Genomic DNA, 17194 nt, shown 5'->3' on the forward strand with positions numbered 1-17194 from the left:
AACGCAATGAACGGGCGCAATGAACGGGCGCAGTGAACGCGGCGCAGTGGCTACTCAGACCGCGGCAGCCAGGAGCCGGGTCCTCGGAGTGCCATGGAGGGCGGGCGCCGCGGCGGCGGAGTTCCAGACCGTCGCGTGCAGCCGGGCCAGGAAGGACTCGGCTTGTGGACGGTGCTCGAAATCCAGTTCAACCACAATGTAGTGCGGATCGTCCACCGGAGTGCAGATCCGGCAGGCCCTGACGCCCGACGCCGAGCGTCCGACGGGATCGCGGTCGAACGCCGCCTTCCACACACCGAAGTCCTTGATGCCGTGCTCAATCTGGAGGGTGTACATCGGTCGCTCCTTCCGTCCAGCGCCGGCCTGCTGATTCGGGCCGCTAATCCACGCTAGGCCCGGCCTCACCCGGCCCGGTATCCCAGAAATCTGGTCGGCCGACCGCCCGGATCCGCGCGGTCCGGCGGATACTGGGTCCATGGCCACAAGCTGGGCTCGCACCCGGAGCCTGGACCGGATCCGGCACCTCTGCGCCGGCGCATTGGAAGACCATGAACTGCGCCGCGCCGCACTCGACGAGTTGGCCAAAGTAGTGCCGTTCAGCGCCTTTGTGTGGCCGCTGGCAGATCCGGAATCAGCCACCGGCCTCTCGCCGATGGCCCGGATCCCGTGCCCGGAGGAGCTGCCGGCGCTGATCCGGCTGAAATACCTGACACGGTACGGCCGCTGGACGGCGCTCGCGGGCCCGCCTTGCCTGGCCGTCAGTTTGCTGGCGGCCACGGAGGGAACGCCGGCGTGCAGCCCCCTGTGGGACGGGATGCTGCGCCGCTACGGTGTGACGGACATTCTATCCACGGTGTTTGCCGACAAACATGGCTGCTGGGGCTGGCTGGATCTCTGGCGCGGGGGCGATGAAGGAGTCTTCACCGATGAGGAGACAGCCCACCTTGCTTTGGCGGCGCCGGTCCTGGCAACGGGGCTCCGCCGGAGCCGGGCGGCACAGTGGCGGCGTGACGCCGCACAGCCGGGGCGCGGGCCACTGCCCCAACAAGCAGTCCTGACCTTGGACGAAACAATGACGGTAACGGGGCAGACGGCATCGGCCGGCGAATGGGTGGCGCTTCTGCAGCCGGGGCCGGCGCCCTACCAGGCAGTCCCGGCCGAGGTCTTCAACGTTGCGGCCCAGTTGGCCGCACTGGAAGCCGGGGTGGACGGCCATGAGGCGATGTCGCGTGTGCCGATCGGATCCGGCGACTGGGCCCTGCTGCGCGCCACCCGGATGGAACGCTCCACGCCGGAGCCCGGCCGGACTGTCTCGGCGGATCCGCTGGCCGTCACCATCCAGGAATGCCCGGCCGCCGACCGGCTTGAGGTGTTTGCCCGGTGCTTTGCACTGACCCGGCAGCAGCACCGGTTGCTGGGGCTGACCGCCGGCGGCCTCAGCACGGCCGAACTGGCCGCGGCCCTGCAGATCAGCCCCTACACCGTCCAGGACCTGTTCAAAAGCATCTTTGCCGCGTGCGGTGTCCGCAGCCGGGGCGCGCTCCTGGCAATGGCCCTGGGCACGTCGCCGCGGCTGCCTGGCTGACGAGTCCCGGACAACCCGGTCGTGCCATAACGGCTCCGTGCAACTAGCCGCCGGCGAACGGCGGCAGCACGTCGACGACGTCGGCGGGCTTGAGCGGCGCGGCGTGGTCGCGCACGGCCACCTCGTTGAGCAGGAAACTGGAGCGGGACAGGATCCGGGCGAGCGGTGGCGTCCCGGCCGGCGGTTCGGGGCGCTCGACGGCCAGGATCGCCTCCAGCAGCGAGGCGAGAGTGCCGCCGTCGGCCAGGTCGAAGCGTTCCTCATCCACGCCGGCGGCGGCGCGCGCGGCAGCGAAGTAGCGTACGTTCACGAAAAAGTCAGCCTCCGATGGCGCTCATGCTGCGGTCCGGCTGGACGAAGTCGGGGGCGTCGAGCCCCACGTGGTCCATGCCATGGGCTTTGGGCTTGATCCACATGGCGTCCTGCCAGCGTTCGGCGAGCTCTTCATCGCTCGCTCCCTCGCGCAGCAGTCCCAGCAGATCCACTTCCTCGCGCGAGAACAGGCAGCTCATGATCTTGCCCTCGGCGGTGATGCGGGTGCGGCGGCAGTCCGAGCAGAACGGCTCCGTGACGGAAGCGATGATGCCGACGGTCCCCAGGACCGGGCCGTCTGCAGCGCCGGGGCCGGGGACGCGGGACCGGACCTCGAACCGTTCCGCCGGGGCGCCGTCGCGGTCCCGCGGGTCGGGCGTGAGCACGTAGTCGGCGGACAGCAGTTCGCGGATCTCGGCCGCGGTGATCATGTTCCGCCGGGTCCAGCCGTGGTCCGCGTCCAGGGGCATCTGCTCGATAAAGCGCAGCTCGTAGCCGCGGTCCAGGGCCCAGGCGAGCAGGGCCGGGGATTCGGCGTCGTTGATCCCGCGCATGAGCACGGCGTTGAGCTTCACCGGGCCCAGGCCGGCGGCCCAGGCGGCGTCGACGCCGGCCAGGACCTTGTCCAGGAAGGGGCGTCGGGTCAGCTTCGCGAACGTCTCCTCATGCAGGGAATCCAGCGAGACATTGATCCTGGACAGGCCGGCGGCCTTCAGCCCGGCGGCCTTCTTATCCAGTCCAACGGCGTTGGTGGTCATGGAGATGGGCAGCCCGGGGTGGGCCTGGCGCAGGGCTGCGATGATGTCGAGCAGGTCCGCCCGTACCAGCGGTTCGCCGCCGGTGAGCCGGAGTTCACGTACGCCCAGCATGTCGACGCCGACCCGGACGATCCGCACGATTTCCTCCGCGGACATGACAGCCTGCTTGGCGAGCCACTCCAGGCCCTCGGCCGGCATGCAGTACGTGCACCGCAGATTGCACTTGTCCGTCAGCGACAGGCGCATGTCCGTGGCGCGCCGGCCGTAACGATCCAGCAGACCGGCGGGCAGGCCTTCCGGCCGCCCGGACAGTGCCGCCGCCGCAGGAGCGCCCGTTCCGGGGTTGCCTGCCTCGCGCGGCTGGGGCATACCCAGTTGAACTGTCATAGTGTCAGGCTACGCCACGACGCCGCCCACGTCACAGCCGCGTGACGGCCGGGATATTACGTCTTCGGGAAGGAAGCTCTTCAGGGGTCCGGATGCCTGCCCGCGGCGTGGCCGCGAACCTATGCTGGAAGCGTGAACACTGCCCAGCCGGCCCCGGACGCGACGGCCTCCCGGCGCATCCTGCTCGTCGAGGACGAGCCGACGATCGCCGGGGTAGTCCGTGACTACCTCAGCCAGGCAGGGTTCCAGGTGGTCCTCGCAGCCGACGGGTTCACGGCCCTGCGCCTGGCGTCCGAAAGCCGCCCGGACCTGGTTCTGCTGGACCGGATGCTGCCGGGCCTCGACGGTGTCGAAGTCTGCCGCCGGCTCCGTGCCGCGCACAGCGTCCCGGTCATCATGCTTACGGCCCTTGGCACCGAGGACGACCGGATCCTGGGCCTGGAAGCCGGCGCGGACGACTACGTCACCAAGCCCTTTTCGCCTCGCGAATTGGTGCTGCGCGTCCGCTCGGTCCTGCGCCGGAGCGTTCCTGAGTTCAGTCCGGAGCCCTCCGTTGAAGTGGGCGGCTTCGACCTCAGCCCGGCCGCGCGCACCGTCACCCGCCACGGCCGGCCCCTGACGCTGACGGCCCGGGAGTTCGACCTGCTGGCCTTCCTGCTCCGCCGTCCCCGCCAAGTCTTCAGCCGCGAAGAGCTCATGAAAGCCGTCTGGGGCTGGGACTACGGTGACCTGTCTACCGTGACGGTCCATGTGCGCCGGCTCCGCGAGAAGATCGAAGACGACCCCACCCGGCCCGCCATCCTGAAAACGGTCTGGGGAGTCGGCTACCGGCTGGACCCCGATGACCACCCCGATGAGGACCCCGAAGTGGGAGAGGCAGGGGAACACCGCCGTGCAGACCTCTGAACTCCTGACGATCGTCGGCTGGGCCCTGGCATGGGGAGCCGTGATCGGGGCAGCGTCCCTGCTCATCCTCAAACCGCTGCGCCGGGCCTCCTTCGCCGTCCAGATCTGCGTGGTGGTCCTGGCCGCCGTCGCCGTCTTGATCGCCGGCATGGTCAGCGCCTTCAACGCCATGTTCATCTCGGCACGGGACCTGGAAGTCATGTGGTACGTCCTGGCGGTCGCCTCGGCGGTGGCCGTCGCCATCGCCTTGGTGCTCGGCGCCCGGGTGTCGCGGAACGCCCGGGCACTGGTCGAGGCCGCCCGAAGCATCGGCCGCGGCGAGAACCCGGGGATCCAGTCCCCGGTGATGAGCCATGAGCTTGCCGCCCTTGCGGCCGAGCTCGAGTCCAGCAGCCGGAAGCTGGAGGAGTCCCGGCAGCGCGAGGCCGCCGCCGAGAACGCCCGCCGCGAACTCGTCAGCTGGATCTCCCATGACCTGCGGACCCCGCTGGCGAGCATGCGCGCCATGACGGAGGCGCTGGAAGACGGCATGGCCGCGGACGTGCCCGGCTATTACCGCAAGATCATCGCGCAGACCGACCTCATGGCCGGTATGGTCAACGACCTCCTGGAGTTATCGAAGATCTCTGCCGGCACCCTCCGGCTCAAGGCCGAGCCGCTGGATCTCTACGATCTCGCCAGCGACGCCATCGCCGACCTCGCCGCGCTGGCGCAGCAGCATGGGGTGACGCTCGACGGCGGCGGCCGGCGGGAATGCCTGGCCCTCGCCGACGGCCCCTCGATGGGGCGCGCCGTCCGGAACGTCGTGCTCAACGCCATCGTCCACAGCCCGCCGGGCTCGCACGTCACAGTGGAGGTCGGCCGGGAGGGGGACCGGGCCGTCGTCGCGGTCACGGACGGCTGCGGCGGGATCCCGGCCGAGGACCTGCCGCATGTGTTCGAGGCCGGTTGGCAGAAGGACCCTGCCCGGCGGCGCGCGGTCCGGTGGTCCGCCCCGGACGGCGGACACGGCGCGCCGGGACCGGCAGAATCGCCGGACACCTTGCCCTACAGCGGGGCCGGCCTGGGCCTGAGCATCGTCGCCGGGATCGTGCGCGCCCATGAGGGCGCCGTCACGGTGGAAAATGTCGACGGCGGATGCCGCTTCTCGCTGCTGCTGCCAATTCAGGAACAGCCAGCGCCGGAACTCCCGCGGCCGGAGCCCGCGGACGGCAAGCTTCTTGCCGGAGACACACCGTGAACCGCAACCGCACGGGCCCAGACAGGGAAGGGGCCGACATGGAACACGATGCCCGGCAACAGCGTCCCACGCAACAGCGCTCCCGTGAGCTCTGGGGCGCCGGAGCCGGCCTCGTTGCCGTGGGGACGGCGGTGGTGCTGGGTGAACTTGCCGCCAGCCTGGTGAGCCCCACAGTCTCTCCGGTGACGGCGGTCGGCGGGGCAGTGATCGATGCCGTCCCGCCCGGCGTCAAGGAATGGGTCATCTCGGTGTTCGGTACAGCGGACAAGCTGGCCCTGCTGGGCAGCATGTCGCTGGTGATCGCCGCGCTCGCGGCCCTGTCCGGCGTCCTTGAAGTGCGCCGCCGTTTCGCCGGGGTGGCCGTCATCGCAGTGTTCGGCGCCGCGGGCCTCGTGGCCGTGCTGGGCCGGGCCGACCTCACGGCCAACGCCGTTCCCGTCCCCGTGCTCGTGGCCCTCGTGGCAATAGCCCTGCTGCGCTGGCTGATCCGGAACCTGCTGGCGTGGCAGCCGCCCGTGCCGCAGGCCGCTGCGGAGCAGCCTGCCGCGGCCGAGCAGCCGGCCGGGGCTCCGGCCGGAGACCCGGGACCCGCACGTCGCCGGTTCCTCCTGGCCCTCGGCGGGACCGCGGCGGTGGCCGCCGTCGCCGGGGCGCTCGCGACCACGCTCAGGGGAGCGGCCGCCGTCGTCAGTGAAGTGCGCAGCAAGCTGGCCCTCCCTGCCCCCGCGGCTCCCGCGCCGACCATCCCGGCCGGCGCGGAGATCCGGCTGCCGGGCCTCGGCCCGCTCGTGACCCCGAACAAGGACTTCTACCGGATTGATACCGCCCTGCGCGTACCGGTCGTGGACCCGGAACAATGGACGCTGAAAGTCACCGGCCTGGTGGAGCGGGCAGTCGAACTCGACTTCGCCACGCTCCTGGCCAAGCCCCTGACCGAACGCCATGTGACCATCGCCTGCGTCTCCAACGAGGTAGGCGGGGACCTGATCGGTAACGCCCGCTGGCTGGGCTGGCCGGTCCGCGAACTGCTCGCCATGGCCGGCCCGCAACCCGGGGCGGACATGGTGCTGTCCCGCAGCACTGACGGCTGGACGGCGGGGACCCCGCTTGAGGCCCTCACGGACGGCCGGGACGCGCTGCTGGTTGTGGGCATGAACGGGGAACCGCTCCCGCTGGAGCACGGGTTCCCGGTCCGGATGATCGTGCCCGGGCTGTACGGCTATGTCTCGGCCACTAAATGGCTCACCGAGCTGAAGGTGACCCGGTACGCGGACGACGTCGCCTACTGGACGCCCCGCGGGTGGAGCGAGCGCGGCCCGATTAAGACCTCGTCCAGGATCGACGTGCCGCGGGACGGCGGCAGCGTGGCTGCGGGGAGCGTGGTGTTCGGCGGCGTCGCCTGGGCCCAACATACTGGAATCAGCAAAGTGGAGCTGCGGATAAACCGGGGCGACTGGAAGCAGGCGGAGCTCGCCCCGGGCATCTCCAAGGACACGTGGTACCAGTGGAAACTGGCCCTGCCGCTCACCGCCGGACAGTACGAGGTCCAGGTCCGCGCCACGGCCCTGGACGGCGTTGCTCAAGTGGAAAAGTCCGCACCGGTCGCGCCCAGCGGGGCCACCGGCTATCACACCGTTAGAGTTGACGTGAAATCCTAGCGAGCCGAGCAAAGGGCAAGAACGCATGCACCGCACCGAGACAAGGCACGTCAGCGTCGTAGCGCACCGGGACAAGGTCCGGGCCCTGCTGGCCCCGCTCCGCACCGACGAACGCGTGGAACGGCTCCCGCTGATCGATGCACTGGGCCGCGGACTCGCCGCCGACATCATGGCCCCGCTGGACCTTCCACCCTTTGCCAACTCGCAGATGGACGGCTTCGCGATCCGCAGCGGTGACGTGCCCGACGCCGGCGCGGAACTGCGCGTCGTCGCACCTGTACCGGCCGGCGCGGCACCGGCGGAACTGGCCGCCGGCACGGCTGCGCCGATCATGACCGGAGCCATGATGCCGGCCGGGGCAGACGCCGTCGTCCCGATTGAACAGGCAGTGCCCGACTCGTTTCCCGCCCCCGGCGAACCCGCCACGGTCCGCCTGCCGGCCACCGCCGCCGGAACCTACGTGCGCGGCGCCGGCAGTGACATCCGCTGCGGCGACCTCGCCCTCCGGTCCGGGACGTTCCTCGGCCCGGGGCAGCTGGGCCTCCTCGCGGCCCTGGGCTATGCGGATGTGCACGTCCGGCCCCGCCTCCGGGTCCTGCTGGTCACCACCGGGGACGAAGTGGTGGAACCGGGCAGCCCGCTGGGCCCGGGCAAAATCTTCGACTCCAACGGCACCCTCCTCGCGTCATCGATGGCTCAGGCCGGGCTCGAGGTCACCCGGGCCGGGATCTCGACGGATCGGCCCGAAGAGCTCGCCGGGCTGCTGCGGCGGCACGCCCCGGCCGTGGACCTGATCGTCACCACCGGCGGCGTCAGCAAGGGCGCCTACGAGGTGGTCCGGCAGGCGATGACCGGACACGACGTCGAATTCACCGCCGTGGCGATGCAGCCGGGCGGCCCGCAGGGAATCGGCAGGTTCGACGGCGTCGCCGTGCTGGGCTTCCCCGGCAACCCGGTGAGCTGCCTGGTGTCCTTTGAAATGTTCCTGCGCCCCGTCCTCACGGAGCTTTTCGGCGCCCCGGCACCCCGGCCGGCCGTCCGGGCCCGGCTCGCCGGGCCGCTGACGTCCCCGGCGGCCAAGCACCAGGTCCGGCGCGGCACCCTGGCTCCGGACGGCACGGTACGGCTGGAAGGCGGCGACGGCTCGCACCTGGTCCACGCCCTGGCCCGGTCCAACGCCCTGGTCCACATCCCCGAGGGAACAGCGGCTCTCGCTGCGGGCGATGAAGTGGAAGTATGGATTCTGTGAATGCAGCAGATAATCCAGGATCCGACCCCGCCACGGCGGAACACAGTGCAGGGGACACCGCCCGCCTGACCCACCTCCGCCACGACGGCACGGCCCAGATGGTGGACGTGTCCAACAAGGCCGAATCCACCCGCGAAGCCACGGCCACCGCGACCGTCCGCAGCACGGCCGAGGTCCTGGCCCTCCTCGGCGGCGGCGAGCTGCCGAAGGGCGACGCCCTGGCCGTCGCCCGTATCGCCGGGATCATGGCCGCCAAAAAGACACCGGACCTCATCCCGCTGTGCCACCCGCTGCCGATCGCCAAGGTCACCATCGACTTCGAACTCGACACCGACACCGTGACGGTCTTCGCCACCGTCAAGACCCGCGGCGTCACCGGAGTCGAGATGGAGGCGCTGACAGCCGCGTCCGTCGCGGCCCTCAGCGTCTATGACATGATCAAAGCCGTGGACAAACACGCGGTCCTGACCGACATCAAAGTGCTCGCCAAAAGCGGCGGCAAGAGCGGGGACTGGACGCTATGACCCTGCCCGAACCGCACCGCCACGGCGAGGCCACAGGCCGGAAGGCCGGCGTCGTGATCGCCTCCACCCGCGCGGCGGCCGGCGTTTACGAGGACCTGACGGGACCTGTCATCATCGACTGGCTCACCGAACACGGGTTTGAGCCGTTTCCTGCCCTCGTCGTCCCGGACGGCGCCCCGGTGGGAGCGGCGCTCCGTGCCCTGCTGAGCCAGCAGCCCGCGGTCATCATCACCAGCGGCGGCACCGGCCTGAGCCCTACCGACGCGACCCCGGAAGAGACCCTGCCGCTGCTCGACCGGGAAATTCCGGGCATCATGGAAGGCATCCGGAACGCCGGGGCGGCCAAGACGCCCATGGCGATGCTCAGCCGCGGCCACGCGGGCGCGTCCGGCCGGACGTTCATCGTGAACCTTCCCGGCTCACCGAAGGGCGTCATGGACGGCCTGGGCGTGCTGGATCCCATCCTCGGACATCTTTGCGACCAGCTGGAGGGCAGTCATGGGCACTGACACAGGCTTTGATATCGTGCACGCCGTGCTGAGCGCCGAACCCATCTCGGTGGACCAGGCGATCGCCGCCGTCGAATCGGACACCGCAGGGGCGGTGGTCAGCTTCAGCGGCGTCGTCCGCAACCACGACGGCGGCAAGCCGGTTACCCGGCTCAGTTACAGCGCCCACCCGACCGCGCACCAGGTGATGGCCGACGTCGTCGCCCGGCTCGTGGCGGAGCACTCAGCCCCTGCCGCCGGACAGGAATCCGACGGTGTCGGTGGCGAGGGCGGTGCCGGCCGCGCGCAGCAGCCGGTGCGGATCTGGGCCGCCCACAGGATCGGCATGCTTGAGATCGGCGACCCTGCCCTGGTCTGCGCCGTCTCGGCGGCCCACCGCGGCCAGGCTTTCGCCGTGTGCGCGGAGCTGGTGGACCGGATCAAAGCCGAGGTGCCGATCTGGAAAGAGCAGTTCTTCGCCGACGGCACCGTCGAGTGGGTCGGGGCAGGCGAGTAGGCGCACCGCGGGGACGCTGACCGGGGTGTAACCGAACGCCGCGGTTCCGGAAGGCCGCAGCCGCGGCGGTAGTGTTGAAGGCATGACCGAACAACTCTCCGTCGCCGTGCTGGGCGCCAGCGGGCGCATGGGCGCCGAAGCCGTGAAGGCCATCGACGCCGCCGCGGACCTGACGCTCGTCGCCGCCCTTGGCCGCAACGACCCCCTGGACACGCTCGTCAGCTCCGGCGCGCAGATCGTGGTGGACCTGACCGTCCCCGAAAGCACCGAGGCGAACGTCCGGTTCGCCGTCGAACACGGCATGCACGTCGTGGTCGGCACCACCGGCTGGGACGCCGGCCGGCTCGCGCGGCTTGAGGAACTCCTCGCGGCACGGCCCGGCGTCGGCGTCCTCATCGCCCCCAACTTTGCCCTCGGTTCGGTCCTGGCCTCGGCCTTCGCCGCCAAGGCGTCCCGGTATTTCGAGTCCGTCGAGATCATTGAACTGCACCACCCGGACAAGGTGGATGCCCCCTCCGGCACGGCCGTGCGGACGGCGCAGCTGATCGCGGCCGAGCGCGCCGCCGCCGGCGTGCCGTCCAGCCCGGACGCCACCACCACGGAGCTCGACGGCGCCCGTGGCAGTGACGTGGAGGGCGTCCGGGTCCACAGCGTCAGGCTCAGCGGCCTCGTTGCCCATCAGGAGGTCCTGATGGGCGGGCCGGGGGAGCAGCTGACCATCCGCCACGACTCGTTCGACCGCGCTTCCTTCATGCCCGGGGTGCTGCTGGGAGTGCGCAACGTCGCCGCCCACCCCGGCCTCACCGTCGGGCTCGACGGCTACCTGGACCTGGGGCTCTGAGTCCGGTGGCCACTGCCCTGGGCGCCTTCAAAGCCAACCGCACCAAGATCTGGGTGGGGCTTGTCACGCTGTTGCTTGTCTTCTACCTGGTGGTCTCGCTCGACCGGTCGCTGCTCCTGATGTCGGACCCCAGCGCCGTGGCGAAGGCGATCGGTGTGGCCTACCTCGTGCTCCCGGTTATCGGCGCCTGGGCCCTGGTCCGGGAACTGCTGTTCGGTGCCCGCACCGAACGCCTGGCCAAGATCCTGGAGGCCGAAGGCGGCCTGCCCGAGGACACGCTGCCGCGCACGCCCGGGGGCCGGATCGTCCGTGAAGCCGCCGACCTCGAATTTGAGAAGTACCGCGCCGAGGCCGAGGCCGCCCCGGAGGACTGGCGGTCCTGGTTCCGGCTCAGCTGTGCCTACGACGCCGCCGGGGACCGCAAGCGCGCCCGCGCCGCGATGCGCGACGCCGTCCGGATGTTCCGGGCCGGGAAAAAGTAGCCCTTCGGCCGGAAGCGGGCGGGCCACAGGAAGCGAGCTGGCCGGCTACCGGGAACGGGCGGCCTGGCGCGCCCGGCCGGGCCGGAAGCTGCCCAGGTGGCTGGCGGCGTGGCTGGCCCACTCCAGCGGCCCGCGCCAGGCCAGCGCCGCAAACACTCCGCCGACCGCCAGTGCGCCGGCGGCCTGGGCCCAGTACACGCCCTCCACGGTCCAGCCGGGAGCCAACGGCTGGCCGTGCAGGGCCGCCATGATGCACAAGTGCGCCGTGTAAAGGCTTAGCGTCATGGCTCCGGTGCCGCGAAGCAGGAGCAGCAGGTCAAGCTCCACCCACTCACCGAGCCGGGCCAGCAGGAGGCACACGCCGATCACGGCGGCCGCCACCCCCGAGGTGTGGAGCAGATCCAGCGTGCTGCCGGCGTGCGGTGAGCTGGTGGCAAGCCACCACGCAGAGCCTGACTGGTCGACGCCGGCAAGGTTGACCTGCAGCAGGCTCTCCAGCGGATAAGAGGGGTCACGGATCCGCGCCTCCAGGGCCTGCCTGCCGCCCCAGTCTTCCATCAGGACGGTCCCGAGCCACTTGGCACCGACAGCCACCGCCGTTCCGGCCGCCAGCAGGAGGAACGGCACGGCTGCCTTCGCCAGCGCCATGCGGCCGATCGCGAGCCCCACCAGGAGATAGCCAATCCACTGCAGCACGGGGTAGTACCCGGTCAAAAAGAGGTCGCCGAGGAGCCGTGCCGGCGTGCCGAGGTCCTCCCAGCCGGGATTGTGCCCCAGCCGCAGCGGCGGATCCGCGGACAGCAGCCAGGGCCGCAGCAGGTAGGCCAGGACAGGCGCCGCCAGGATCCACGCGGCCGCGAACGCGAGCAGGCGCCTCAGCCCGAGCCCGACAAACGGCAGCACGCACAGGAACAGCAGCGCATAGTGGACCAGGATGACGGCGATGTTCACTTCCAGCCCGCCCAGGGACAGCCCGACGGTGGCCACCACGAGGGCACGGAGCGCTATGCCCCGGCGTGCCGCCCACAGCGCCGGCCCCTCGAGCGGTTGCTGCTTTCCGGTAGACAGGGCAAGGCCGACGCCGGCCAGCACGGCGAACAGCGCGGCCGCCCGCCCCGAAAACGCGAGCCCGGTCCAGGTGGGTGTGAGCTGCGCGTCCGGCCCGAAGGTCGGCAACACGTGCGTGGCCATCATGGCCAGCAGCGCCAGCCCGCGGGCTGCGTCAATGCCGGCCAGCCGGGCACCTGCGGAAGTGCCCTTGGCCGACCGGGAAGCAGTAGTGGTTCCGCGTGCGGTCATGCCCTGATCGTCTCACGGTGGCACGACCGGTACTAACCCCTGGCCGAGGGGATCGCGCCGGTTGATGAGCTGTCCAGCCGCCTCACCGCCGCCACACCGCCGCCTCACCGGGCCTTGTCCGGGGCCGCCGTGCCTGAAAACGATACTGGCGCTGCTTCGCGTGGAAGGCTCAGTCGCTAGTGGACGACGGTGCCGGTGGAACGCACGACGTTTCCGGTGCTTTGGCTTCGTCCGCTGATCTCGATCTGCAGCCGGCTGCGCTGAAGGGGAGCCTCAAGTGCATAGGAGAGCTCCGGTTGGGCGGATGTTTGGATGCTGCGGATGAGGTCCAGGACGTCGGCCCTGTCATTGACTGTCACCTTCAGGGTCAGGTCGGGGGCGCGGGCTGTTCCTCGCAGCAGGGCCGCGGAAGTGACGACACCCGGCAGGGTGTTGATCCGGTTTTCGACGGCGGCGGCTAGGACGGACGGGTCGCAGAAGGTGAATTCCCTACTGCCGTCGTCATGGAGGCGATAGGCGCGTGCCCTGTTTTTCCTTGGGATTTGGGCGATAATCCACAGCAGCCCCAGCACGCCGACGACGACGCCGATGATCAGTATGATGGCCGCCACCCACTGCGGTGCGAAGAGCGCGGACAGGTCGCCGGTGGCGACCCTCTGCCCGGCGGGGGCAGTGCTGAAAAGAGCCTGCAGTGTCCCGTTGGCCTGCAGGAGCTGTGCGGTTCCGGCGGCCAGGAGAAGGATGCCGAGAACTGCCAGCCAGATGCGGTTCAGGGTTCCTGCGTTCTGTCGCATCGGAAACCATCCTTCTAGTAGTCGCTACGGTCGTGCGCATGAATGGTCTTAGTCCTTGGACCGGACCTTGGCGGTAACCTGAGGAACCGGGGAGAGCCCGGATTCTTGCAGGCGTGCCCGGACAGCGTCGGTGATTGTGACGCGCAGGTCGCCCGGCTCGTGCAGGTAAGTCTTCACGCTCAGGCGTACGTGCCGGGTGGTGGCTGTCGCTGCGGCTGTGTCCACTCCGTCGATCTGCAGGCACCGCGCCTTCGCCAAGCGGGCTACGGCACGGCGGCTGATCACGGTTTCCTCCTCCTGCGCCGGCCGCACCTCATCCCCGGCACCGGTTGTGTCGGAATCATCGATTGTGAAGGCACTGAACTCCCCGGGAATGATGGCGCACAGTAACAGGATCACCCCTGCGGCAATGGCGGCTATCGCAATCTGCCGCAGGGCGGGGTCGTTCCATGCCAGCGCGGCGAGCCGGTCGCGTGGTTCCTGCAGCAGGGGAGGCCATGTACCGTTGACCAGCAGGCTGATGGCCAGCCAGACCAGGGCCGCGCCGACGGCCAGGAGCAGGAGACCGGCGATGAGTGCCGGGATGGCGCGGCTGGGCCGGTGCCGCAGGCGCTGGGACCGTCGCTCGTGCCTGCTCACAGCAACCTCCTCCGTCCGTTGGTGTCGGCGCCGGTGCTTAGCGATGAGATCCTGATATCGATTTGTCGGACGTCGACTCCGGTCAGCTCGTTCAGCCTGGTCCTGATCCGGCGGCGCAGGGCCTCGGTGGCCTGGCGTAACGGCACCGGATACAGCATGCCGACTTCCACGCTTAGGGTCGCAATGTTCCCGGAGAGTTCCACGGAGACCTTCGGCCGGGGGGAGAAACCAGCCCGGGGTCCGATGCCCAGGAATCCGCCGGCGGAAGATTCGTCGCTGACCACCTGGGTGGCGATTTTCTCGATCACCTTGGCTGCCATGACGGTCTGCCCGCGGGCGCCCGTTTCGCCGACGTCCCCGTCCCCGTCTCCGGCACCGGGCAAGGGCAAGGCGTTCACTCCTTGCGGGTTCATCGGCTCGATGCTCTACCGAACAGGGCCTGCAAATCGAGTTTTCCTTCCGCGACCCGACCGACCAGCAGTCCGGCGAATCCGAGGATCACCGTGGCCAGCAGCGCCAGCCAACCGCCAAAGCCCAGAACGATTCCCAGAACCAGACCTATCGTCACGCACCAACGTGTAGTAGACATAGCCATCCTCTTCCTCATCGTCCCGTTCCCCTTGCGAAGGATACTGGGGCGCGTGGTTACTGCAGTTGGGTCTTCTGGACCTGCTGGTCGCTGCGGTCGTCGTCGGGCAGGTGGACATCGGTGACATTGATGTTCACCTCGAGCACTTCCAATCCGGTGGCGCGCTCAACGGACTGAATGATGTTGCGGCGGATAGCCTGGCTGACCTCCACCACGGAGAACCCGTACTCGATGATGATGGACACATCGACGGCTGCCTGGCGTTCGCCCTTTTCCACACTGACGCCGCCGCTGACATTGGTCTGGGACCCGGGAATGCGCTCGGTCAGGGCGCTGAACGCGCGCCGGCCGGCACTGCCCATGGCGAACACGCCGGGAACCTCGCGGGTGGCCATGCCGGCCAGCTTCTGCACGACGGTTTCCTCGATCGTCGTGTCGCCGCGATCGGTGTGCAGTGCGTCCCGCGCCTTCGGATGTTCCACCGCGCTGCCGTGCACCTGCTCGTCGGGTGTGGTCGCGACGCCGCTGGAAACCCCGGGCGTCCTGGGTGTCTCTGTCATGGGAAACAACTCCTCGTGGGACTGGTGATCGTGCTTACACCGATAAGGACGAAGCCCGAGGGGAATCGTCACGCGATGGCGCAGGATATTTTCAGCCCGGGGCAGCAGAGGCCGCTATCCGGTTCCCGGCTTTACCCGGCTGTGGCATATTAGGGCCACGGGCGGGTGCATAACCGGACGGATGGACAGCGCATGGGTGAGCATGGCCCCGGCTTCGAACCGGATCTGGACGAGGGCAGTATCGTCGCCCGTGCCCAGGACGGCGATCTGGCAGCCTTCGAACACCTCGTGCTCACCTATCAGTACAGACTCTTTAGGCTGGCGTATCGGATGGTCAACGACCGCGGCGAAGCCGAAGACATCGTGCAGGAGACTCTGACAACGAGCTGGCGCGGTCTTCCCATGCTCGCTGACGTCGATGCTTTCGGCGGCTGGATCTACCGGCTGGCAACGAACAAATGCCTGGACCTGCTGCGCAAACGATCCGCCCATGCCGAGAACATCATCGACGTGGAGGAAATGGAAACCATTGCCGAAAGTGGCTGCCGCGCGGTGTCGGCCGCAATGGATCCAGCCCGAGAGGCTGAATGGTCTGCCGAACAGGATGGCCTGACCGCAGTCCTGAACACTCTTCCCCCGGCACAGAGGGCATGCTGGCTGCTGCGGGAACTGCACGGACGCAGTTACGCCGAGATTGGTGTAACACTGAAGATAAGCCCGGCAGTAGTCCGGGGCACACTCGCGCGGGCACGGCACCAGATAGCAGACGGGATGAGCCAATGGCGCTAGAAGATATTCCCCGGCTCGACTGCGGCCGTAGCATCGATCTCATCTGGGACACGATCTACCGGCCACCCACCGCACACGAAGAACAATGTGACCAGTGCCAAACTGCCAGAACCCGGCTGCAAAAACTCAGCAAGGCAACCCGCTCGCTGCGCGAAAGCGATCTTCACAACCCCACGCTGAAACCCCGTCCCGGGATCAAAGACGCCATCATGGATGAGGCCCGCTTGAAAGTCTCCCGCGGCAGCAGAATCCTCCTGCGCAGCGCAGGCGACGGCTCCACTGAGATCAGCGAACAGGCCCTGCGCTCCCTTATCCGGTCGGCGGCGGCAGCGATCCCCGGTGTCCACTCACGACGCTGCCGCGTCGAAATCGGCTCAGCGGCAACCAGCTCCGACGCTGAATTCCGTCCGACCGGAGCGACCGGTCCCGCAATCAATGTCGGTCCTGGCCTCATAATCAATCTTCGGGTTGCCGCCGCCCCGGGCATCGTCATCCCCCGAACAGTGGAGGCACTGCGACGCGAGATCAGCGACGCGATTCTGGCCAGCGTCGGCATTGGCGCCGGAACAGTCAACATTACGGTGGAGGACCTTTACGATGTCTGACCAATTCCTCCAAGGCGCCATCGTCAGCAGTCGGCTCGTCTGCTCCATCGCCACGCGCACCGCGCTGGAAACACCCGGGGTCCTCAGACTTGAACCCGCCATCCAAGGCTTTCCGGCCCGGCTCGCCGCCCTGCAGGACCTTCGCCATCCCGGCAGTCAAAACGACACTTACCAGCACGACGGCGTCACCGCCACAATCAGCGACGGCACCGTAAGCGTCCACCTCTATATCGCCACCGACATCGGCTACACCGCCCTGGACGTTGCCGAAAACGTGCGGCAACGCCTTCGTGAAAGCATCCGGTATACCGGCCTCACCCCAGGCAGGATCGACGTCACCATCCTCACCATAGAACCACGGCGTGGCACAACAATCAGGTAACTCCGGCGACATCTACGGCGGCACGCCACCCGCACAATACCGCAGGTCTTTGCCATCTGCGGATCTTGTTTTCGAATATATGTTCGAATACGATGGGTGCATGACCAACAGCCCGGAGCCCGCCTTCCTCAATCCGAAATTCAGGAGCCCCGAATTCGCAAGCCGGGAACCTGCGGGCCGCCCGCCGGGCGCAGATCATTCGGGCGCAGATCATTCGGGCCCTGACCACCCCCGCACCCCGCCCGGTGGGTGGCCGGGCGGGGGCGGATCGGGGGCCGGTGTCCGCAAAGCCATGAGCCCGGGCGTCGTGGACTTCCTCTTTCGGCGCTTGGTCGCCGGGGAGTCGGCCGAGGACGTCCAGTGGAGCAAAGAAGGCACGGTGCTGGCTGCGCAGTCGCCGGGAGCAGAGTTGGCCCGCCGGCTGGCTGAGACGGACCTCGATGCCCTCACCCCAACCGAATTGTTCCACTATGTGCGGGCGGCCCAGCGGCTCGCCGCCTGGGCGGAATCTTTGCGCGAGGCGGCCGTCGGCCGATACTGCTCGGCTCCGTCGGAAAATGCTGATCGTTGAGCGATGCAGGTGCCTAGGA

The 17194-nt window shown here is 68.9% G+C and carries 23 protein-coding genes; 14 read left to right on the forward strand and 9 right to left on the reverse strand.

Features of this window, described 5'->3' with window-relative positions:
• Window positions 1–54: 54 nt before the first annotated feature.
• Window positions 55–336 (reverse strand): hypothetical protein, encoded by a 282-nt coding sequence (locus CFN17_RS14045; protein ID WP_208748387.1) that lies wholly within the window; start codon window positions 334–336, stop codon window positions 55–57.
• A gap of 139 nt (window positions 337–475) precedes the next feature.
• Here CFN17_RS14045 and CFN17_RS14050 point away from each other — a divergent pair, with 139 nt between their 5' ends.
• Window positions 476–1585, forward strand: coding sequence for a helix-turn-helix transcriptional regulator (locus tag CFN17_RS14050; protein ID WP_208748388.1), 1110 nt, complete (start codon window positions 476–478; stop codon window positions 1583–1585).
• Between the two features lie 43 nt (window positions 1586–1628).
• On the opposite strand, the gene CFN17_RS14055 is transcribed toward CFN17_RS14050, so the two are convergent.
• The gene (locus CFN17_RS14055) at window positions 1629–1895 is read right to left on the reverse strand and encodes a MoaD/ThiS family protein (protein WP_208748389.1); all 267 of its coding nucleotides are present in this window, start codon (window positions 1893–1895) and stop codon (window positions 1629–1631) included.
• 7 nt (window positions 1896–1902) lie between these two features.
• Window positions 1903–3042, reverse strand: coding sequence for a GTP 3',8-cyclase MoaA (moaA, locus tag CFN17_RS14060; protein WP_208748390.1), 1140 nt, complete (start codon window positions 3040–3042; stop codon window positions 1903–1905).
• Between the two features lie 132 nt (window positions 3043–3174).
• On the opposite strand from moaA, the gene CFN17_RS14065 reads away from it, so the two are divergent.
• The 9 genes from CFN17_RS14065 to CFN17_RS14105 all read left to right on the forward strand — a co-directional run bounded on the left by CFN17_RS14065 (window position 3175) and on the right by CFN17_RS14105 (window position 10947).
• Window positions 3175–3948: a response regulator transcription factor gene (locus CFN17_RS14065; protein WP_222612636.1), complete on the forward strand. Its 774-nt coding sequence runs from the start codon at window positions 3175–3177 to the stop codon at window positions 3946–3948.
• Window positions 3935–5188 (forward strand): cell wall metabolism sensor histidine kinase WalK, encoded by a 1254-nt coding sequence (locus CFN17_RS14070; RefSeq protein WP_208748391.1) that lies wholly within the window; start codon window positions 3935–3937, stop codon window positions 5186–5188. Before CFN17_RS14065 ends, CFN17_RS14070 begins: the two co-directional genes overlap by 14 nt.
• A 38-nt stretch (window positions 5189–5226) precedes the next feature.
• On the forward strand, window positions 5227–6846 hold the full coding sequence (locus CFN17_RS14075; protein ID WP_208748392.1) for a molybdopterin-dependent oxidoreductase: 1620 nt from the start codon (window positions 5227–5229) through the stop codon (window positions 6844–6846).
• 25 nt (window positions 6847–6871) lie between these two features.
• Entirely contained in the window at window positions 6872–8095 is a 1224-nt protein-coding gene (gene glp / locus CFN17_RS14080) for a gephyrin-like molybdotransferase Glp (protein WP_208748393.1), read from the forward strand.
• A complete protein-coding gene (moaC, locus tag CFN17_RS14085) occupies window positions 8083–8619 on the forward strand; it encodes a cyclic pyranopterin monophosphate synthase MoaC (protein ID WP_208748394.1) in 537 nt (178 codons plus the stop codon). The genes glp and moaC overlap by 13 nt, the downstream gene beginning before the upstream one ends.
• Window positions 8616–9128: a MogA/MoaB family molybdenum cofactor biosynthesis protein gene (locus CFN17_RS14090; protein WP_208748395.1), complete on the forward strand. Its 513-nt coding sequence runs from the start codon at window positions 8616–8618 to the stop codon at window positions 9126–9128. Before moaC ends, CFN17_RS14090 begins: the two co-directional genes overlap by 4 nt.
• Window positions 9118–9624 (forward strand): molybdenum cofactor biosynthesis protein MoaE, encoded by a 507-nt coding sequence (locus CFN17_RS14095; RefSeq protein ID WP_208748396.1) that lies wholly within the window; start codon window positions 9118–9120, stop codon window positions 9622–9624. The genes CFN17_RS14090 and CFN17_RS14095 overlap by 11 nt, the downstream gene beginning before the upstream one ends.
• A gap of 82 nt (window positions 9625–9706) precedes the next feature.
• On the forward strand, window positions 9707–10465 hold the full coding sequence (gene dapB / locus CFN17_RS14100; protein ID WP_208748397.1) for a 4-hydroxy-tetrahydrodipicolinate reductase: 759 nt from the start codon (window positions 9707–9709) through the stop codon (window positions 10463–10465).
• Window positions 10466–10470: 5 nt separating this feature from the next.
• A complete protein-coding gene (locus tag CFN17_RS14105; protein ID WP_208748398.1) occupies window positions 10471–10947 on the forward strand; it encodes a hypothetical protein in 477 nt (158 codons plus the stop codon).
• Between the two features lie 45 nt (window positions 10948–10992).
• On the opposite strand, the gene CFN17_RS14110 is transcribed toward CFN17_RS14105, so the two are convergent.
• The 6 genes from CFN17_RS14110 to CFN17_RS14135 all read right to left on the reverse strand — a co-directional run bounded on the left by CFN17_RS14110 (window position 10993) and on the right by CFN17_RS14135 (window position 14828).
• Window positions 10993–12246, reverse strand: a complete 1254-nt coding sequence (locus tag CFN17_RS14110; RefSeq protein WP_208748399.1) for a heparan-alpha-glucosaminide N-acetyltransferase domain-containing protein — start codon at window positions 12244–12246, stop codon at window positions 10993–10995.
• 176 nt (window positions 12247–12422) lie between these two features.
• Window positions 12423–13040, reverse strand: a complete 618-nt coding sequence (locus CFN17_RS14115; RefSeq protein ID WP_208748400.1) for a hypothetical protein — start codon at window positions 13038–13040, stop codon at window positions 12423–12425.
• A gap of 48 nt (window positions 13041–13088) precedes the next feature.
• A complete protein-coding gene (locus CFN17_RS14120) occupies window positions 13089–13679 on the reverse strand; it encodes a DUF6286 domain-containing protein (RefSeq protein WP_208748401.1) in 591 nt (196 codons plus the stop codon).
• On the reverse strand, window positions 13676–14092 hold the full coding sequence (locus CFN17_RS14125; protein WP_208748402.1) for an Asp23/Gls24 family envelope stress response protein: 417 nt from the start codon (window positions 14090–14092) through the stop codon (window positions 13676–13678). The genes CFN17_RS14120 and CFN17_RS14125 overlap by 4 nt, the downstream gene beginning before the upstream one ends.
• A complete protein-coding gene (locus CFN17_RS14130; protein ID WP_208748403.1) occupies window positions 14089–14268 on the reverse strand; it encodes a hypothetical protein in 180 nt (59 codons plus the stop codon). The genes CFN17_RS14125 and CFN17_RS14130 overlap by 4 nt, the downstream gene beginning before the upstream one ends.
• A 56-nt stretch (window positions 14269–14324) precedes the next feature.
• Window positions 14325–14828 (reverse strand): Asp23/Gls24 family envelope stress response protein, encoded by a 504-nt coding sequence (locus CFN17_RS14135; RefSeq protein WP_208748404.1) that lies wholly within the window; start codon window positions 14826–14828, stop codon window positions 14325–14327.
• Between the two features lie 192 nt (window positions 14829–15020).
• Here CFN17_RS14135 and CFN17_RS14140 point away from each other — a divergent pair, with 192 nt between their 5' ends.
• The 4 genes from CFN17_RS14140 to CFN17_RS19985 are packed head-to-tail and all read left to right on the forward strand — an operon-like array spanning window position 15021 to window position 17175.
• Window positions 15021–15617: an RNA polymerase sigma factor gene (locus CFN17_RS14140; RefSeq protein ID WP_208748405.1), complete on the forward strand. Its 597-nt coding sequence runs from the start codon at window positions 15021–15023 to the stop codon at window positions 15615–15617.
• Window positions 15608–16222, forward strand: coding sequence for an Asp23/Gls24 family envelope stress response protein (locus CFN17_RS14145; protein ID WP_208748406.1), 615 nt, complete (start codon window positions 15608–15610; stop codon window positions 16220–16222). The genes CFN17_RS14140 and CFN17_RS14145 overlap by 10 nt, the downstream gene beginning before the upstream one ends.
• Window positions 16215–16604 carry an Asp23/Gls24 family envelope stress response protein gene (locus CFN17_RS14150; RefSeq protein WP_208748407.1) on the forward strand — a complete coding sequence of 130 codons (390 nt, stop codon included), beginning with the start codon at window positions 16215–16217 and terminating at the stop codon, window positions 16602–16604. Before CFN17_RS14145 ends, CFN17_RS14150 begins: the two co-directional genes overlap by 8 nt.
• Complete coding sequence (locus CFN17_RS19985) at window positions 16585–17175, forward strand: hypothetical protein (protein ID WP_261792210.1); 591 nt, start codon at window positions 16585–16587, stop codon at window positions 17173–17175. The genes CFN17_RS14150 and CFN17_RS19985 overlap by 20 nt, the downstream gene beginning before the upstream one ends.
• The last annotated feature ends 19 nt before the right edge of the window (window positions 17176–17194 follow it).

This window comes from Arthrobacter sp. PM3, from assembly GCF_003352915.1.
Lineage (GTDB): Bacteria > Actinomycetota > Actinomycetes > Actinomycetales > Micrococcaceae > Arthrobacter.